The 5,592-nt window shown below is 74.9% G+C and carries 1 protein-coding gene; it reads left to right on the forward strand.

The annotated features are described in order from the left end of the window. Positions 1-5,592: type I polyketide synthase (locus tag FDA94_RS38695; RefSeq protein ID WP_137251986.1), on the forward strand; the 5,592-nt coding region annotated here is incomplete at both ends.

A 5,592-nucleotide genomic window follows, 5' to 3' on the forward strand; every position in this document is an offset into this window, starting at 1 on the left:
TGCCGCCGCCGCTGCGGCCCTTCGCCGGTCCGGTCGCGGCGGTCGCGGGCGCGCCGGTCCTCGCCACCCTGGCCGGACGGTCGCCCGCCGACCAGGAACGGCTGCTGCTGGACGCGATCGGCGCCCAGGCCGCCGCCGTCCTGGGCTTCACCGGCCAGAGCGGCATCGACGCCACCCGCGCGTTCAAGGACCTGGGCTTCGACTCCCTGACGGCGGTCGAGTTCCGCAACCGGCTGGCCACGGCCACCGGTCTCAAGCTGCCCACGACGCTGATCTTCGACCATCCGTCGCCGCGCGCCCTGGCCGAGTTCCTGCGCTCGGAGCTGCTGGGCGCAGACACCCCCGCGGTCGCGGTCACCGCCACCCCGCGCCGGGCCGACGAGCCGATCGCGATCGTGGCGATGGCCTGCCGGTATCCGGGTGACGTGCGCACCCCGGAGGACCTGTGGTCGGTGGTGTCCGGCGAGCGCGACGTCATCTCCCCCTTCCCCGCCGACCGGGGCTGGGACCTGGAGCGCCTGTTCGACCCCGACCCCGCCCACGCGGGCACCTCCTACGCCCGCGAGGGCGGTTTCCTGCACGACGCCGCCGGCTTCGATCCCGCCTTCTTCGGCATCAGCCCACGGGAAGCGGTCAGCATGGACCCGCAGCAGCGGCTCCTGCTGGAGACCGCGTGGGAGGCGTTCGAACGGGCCGGCATCGACCCGGCCTCGCTGCACGGCTCGGCCACCGGCGTCTACGCGGGCGTGGTCTACACCGACTACGGCTCGCGCGTACGGCTGCCGCCGGACATGGAGGGCTATCTCGGCATCGGCAGCGCGGGCAGCATCGCGTCGGGACGGATCGCGTACACCCTCGGCCTGCGCGGACCGGCGGTCACCGTGGACACCGCCTGCTCGGCGTCACTGGTGGCCCTGCACCTGGCGGTCCGCGCCCTGCGCGGCGGCGAGTGCGACCTGGCCCTGGCGGGCGGCGCGACCGTCCTGTCGCACCCCGACATCTTCATCGGCTTCAGCCGCCAGCGCGGCCTGTCGGCCGACAGCCGCTGCAAGGCCTTCGCCGCCGCCGCCGACGGCACCGCCTTCGGCGAAGGCGTGGGCCTGCTGCTGGTCGAACGCCTGTCGGACGCCGTCCGCAACGGGCATCCGGTCCTGGCGGTGATCCGCGGGACGGCCATCAACCAGGACGGCGCCTCGAACGGCCTGACCGCCCCCAACGGCCCGTCCCAGCAGGCGGTCATCCGCGCGGCCCTGGCCGACGCGGGCCTGTCGGCCGCCGACGTCGACGCCGTCGAGGCGCACGGGACGGGCACCCGCCTCGGCGACCCGATCGAGGCCCAGGCCATCCTCGCGACCTACGGCCAGGACCGGGACGAACCGGCCTGGCTCGGGTCGCTCAAGTCGAACATCGGCCACACGCAGGCGGCGGCCGGGGTGGGCGGCGTCATCAAGATGGTCCAGGCGCTCCGGCACGGGGTGCTGCCCAGGACCCTGCACGTGGACGAGCCGACCCCGCACGTCGACTGGGCGGCCGGCGACGTGCGCCTCCTCACCGAGGCCCGGCCGTGGGAACGGGAGACCGGCCGGACCAGGCGCGCGGGCGTCTCGGGCTTCGGCATGAGCGGCACCAACGCCCACGTCATCCTCGAAGAGGCCCCTGTTTCGGCCCCCCGCCCCAACGCACCTGCCCCGCGCTCCCAAGCCGACGCCCCAGCCACCCTTCTCCAGGCCGAAGGTCCCGCCTCTCCCTCCCAGGTCGACTCAAGTTCCCGGGCCGACGCTTTCGCAGGCGACGCGCCGGTGCTGCTGTCGGGGCACAGCGCCCCGGCGTTGCGGGCGCAGGCGCGGCAGTTGCGCGACCACCTCGTCACCCGCCCTGACCTGCTGCCGTCGGACCTGACCCGCACCCTCGCCACCGGCCGCGCCGCGCTCGCCCACCGGGCCGCCGTCGTCACCGGGGACCGCGAGACGCTGCTCGCGGCGCTCGACGCGCTGGCCGACGACCGGCCCGACCCGGTGCTGGTGCGGGGACAGGTCAGGCCGCTGGGCAAGACGGTCTTCGTCTTCCCGGGTCAGGGTTCCCAGTGGGACGGAATGGCCCGGGACCTGCTGGCCACCTCCCCCGTCTTCGCCGAGCACCTGCGCGCCGCCGCCGAGGCGATCGAACGGTACGCGGGCTGGAACCTGATCGACGTGCTGAACAGCCCACCCGTCGACCGGGTGGACGTCATCCAGCCCGCCCTGTTCGCCGTCATGACCAGCCTGGCCCGACTGTGGGAACACCACGGCGTACGACCCGACGCCGTCATCGGCCACTCCCAAGGAGAGATCGCCGCCGCCCACATCGCCGGAGCCCTCACCCTCGACGACGCCGCCAAGATCGTCACCCTCCGCTCCAAAGCACTGCTCGCCCTCGCCGGAACCGGCGGCATGGCGTCAGTGCAGCTGGGAGCCGAAGACCTGGCCACCCACCTGGCCCCCTACGACGACCTCCACATCGCCGCCCACAACAGCCCCAACGCCACCGTCATCGCCGGCGACGCCACCCAGCTCGACGACCTCCTCGCCACCCTCGACGCCCGCAGGATCCCCGTCGACTACGCCTCCCACAGCCCCCACGTCCACCGCCTCCGCGACGAACTCCTCACCCTCCTCGACGGCATCCGGCCGCAGCCCGCCACCGTCCCCCTCTACTCGACCGTCACCGACGACGTCGCCGACCTCACCCCCCAGTACTGGTTCGACAACCTCGCCAGCCCGGTCCGCTTCCACGAAACCCTCTCCAAGCTCCTGGACGACGGCCACACCACCTTCGTCGAAGCGAGCCCCCACCCCGTGCTGACGACGGCCGTCCAGGACACCCTTGAGCACCCGTCGCTGCTGGTCACCGGCACCCTCCGGCGGCACAAGGGCACCCTCGCGCAGTTCCACCTGAACCTGGCCGCCCTCCACGCCGACGGCCACCCGGTCACCTGGCACCTGCCGGACACGGGCGTCACCGACCTGCCGACGTATCCCTTCCAGCGCGAGCGCTACTGGCTGACCGGCCCGCCCGTGGGCGGCGACGCCGGAGGGCTCGGCCTGGACGCCGCCGAGCACCCGTTCCTGAGCGCGGTCACCGTGCTGGCCGAAACGGGCGCGCTGGTCGTCACCGGCCGCGTCTCCCGGGACTCCCACGGCTGGCTCGCCGACCACGCCGTACGCGGCACGGCGCTGCTCCCCGCCACGGCGCTCCTCGAACTCGCCCTCCAGGCCGGGCAGCTCTCCGGCGAGGCGTTCCGCATCGACGAACTCACCCTGGAAGCCCCGCTCCACCTGCCCGAACGCGGAAGCGTCCGCCTCCAGGCGGAGGTGACCGCCCCCGACGAGTCCGGCCACCGCCGGGTGACCGTCCACTCCCGCCGAGCCGGCGACCCGGAGTGGACCCGCCACGCCGCCGGCACCCTGACCCCGTCCACATCCGGCGAACCGGACACGACGACCACCTGGCCACCCGCCGACGCAGTCCCGCTGCCGGTCGACGACCTCTACGACCGCCTGGCCGACCTCGGCTACGAATACGGCCCGGCCTTCCGCAACCTCACCGCCGCCTGGCGCGCGGGCGACACCGTCCACGCGGAGGTCCGCCTGCCCGAGGGCCACGAGGACGACGCCGCCCGCTTCGCCCTCCACCCGGCCCTGTTCGACGCCGCCATGCACGCCATGGCCCTGGGCGGCTTCCTCGGCGAGGGCGTGCGCCTCCCCTTCACCTGGTCGGGCGTCGACCTGTTCGCCGCAGGAGCCACCGCCCTCCGCGCCACATTGACCCCCGCCGGCGACGACACGGTCGCCATCACCCTGACCGACCCGACAGGCGCCCCGATCGCCCGCGTGGAATCCCTGACCCTCCGCGCCGCCCCCACGACCCAGACCACCGAACCCACCTCCCTGTACGAACTGACCTGGACCGAACTCCCCCTGTCCAGCCCAGAAAAGACGAACCCGCCTGCGGACCTGACCGCAGGCCAGCCCTCGAACCTCGCACTGGCCCCGCGCGCCGATCTGCCCGTCGATCTCCCCGCCGATGTGACCGTGATCGAGGTGCCGACCCCTGTCGCCGAGCTTCCGCGAGCCGTGGCCGCGAACGTGCAGGCCCTGGTCGACCGGCTGACCGCCTGGCTGGCCGAGGAGTCCGGCCCCGCCTCGCGCCTGGCCATCCTGACCAGGAACGCCGTGGCCGTGCGCCCCGGTGACCACGTCGACCTCGCGGCGGCCCCCCTCTGGGGAGTGGCGAGGTCGGCCGCCACCGAGAACCCTGGCCGCGTCACCGTCGTCGACCTCGACGACGCCTCGGCCGCCGCCCTCCCGGCGGCCCTGGCCAGTCGCGAGCCCCAGATCGCCCTGCGCGACGGCGTCGCCCTGGTCCCCCGTCTGGCCCGGGTGAGCCGGTCCGCCCGCCTCGATCTCCTCGACCACGCCTGGCGCCTGGCCACCCCGGGCGGTTCGCCCGACGACCTCCGCGCCGCCCCCTTCCCGGAGGCCCTGGCCCCCCTGGCCCCCCACCAGGTCAGGCTCCAGATCAGGGCCGCGGGGCTGAACTTCCGCGACGTCCTCACCGCGCTCGGCATGGTCCCCTCCGCCACCCCGCTCGGCGCGGAGGCGGCGGGTGTCGTGACGGAGATCGGGGAGGCCGTCACCGGCCTGGCCGTCGGTGACCGGGTGTTCGGGCTGGTGCCGGGTGCGGTCGGGCCCGTCGCGGTCGCCGACCATCGGCTCCTCGCCAGGATCCCGGGCGGCTGGTCGTTCGCCGAGGCGGCGAGCGTGCCGGCCGTCTTCACCACCGCCTACCACGGTCTGGTCACCCTGGCCCGGCTCCGGCCGGGGGAACGCCTGCTCGTCCACGCCGCCGCCGGTGGGGTGGGGCTCGCGGCGCTGCAGCTGGCGCGGCATCTGGGCGCGGAGGTCTACGCGACGGCGAGCCCGGCCAAGTGGCCGGCGCTGCGGGCGCTGGGGGTGCCGCCGGAGCGGATCGCCTCCTCCCGCACCGACGCGTTCGCGGCCGAGTTCGGCGGGGTCGACGTCGTGCTGAACTCGCTGACCGGCGAGCTCCTCGACGCCTCGCTCGGCCTGCTGGCTCCGGGCGGCCGGTTCGTCGAGATGGGCATCGCCGACCCGCGCGACCCGCGCGAGCTCACCGAGAGGGGGGTGGCGTACCTGCCGTTCGAGCTGCTCGACATGCCGGTCGAGGAGGTGGCCGCCGCGTTCCGGGGCGTGCTGGAGCTGTTCGAGAGCGGGGCGCTGCGCCCGTCGCGGGTGACCACCTGGGACGTCCGCCAGGCCCCGGCCGCGTTCCGGCACTTCGCCCAGGCGGCGCACGTGGGCAAGCTGGTGCTGACGCTGCCGTCCGTACCGGAAGGGACGGTCCTGGTCACCGGCGGGACCGGCACGATCGGGGCGGCGCTGGCCCGGCACCTGGTGGCCGAGCACGGCGTGCGGCACCTGCTGCTGACGAGCCGGCGCGGGCCGGACGCCCCGGGCGCGGCCGAGCTGGCCGCCGAGCTGACCGAGGCGGGGGCGGAGGTGCGGATCGCGGCCTGCGACGCCGCCGACCGGG

The sequence above is a fragment of the Herbidospora galbida genome (assembly GCF_005233835.1).
Classification (GTDB): domain Bacteria; phylum Actinomycetota; class Actinomycetes; order Streptosporangiales; family Streptosporangiaceae; genus Herbidospora; species Herbidospora galbida.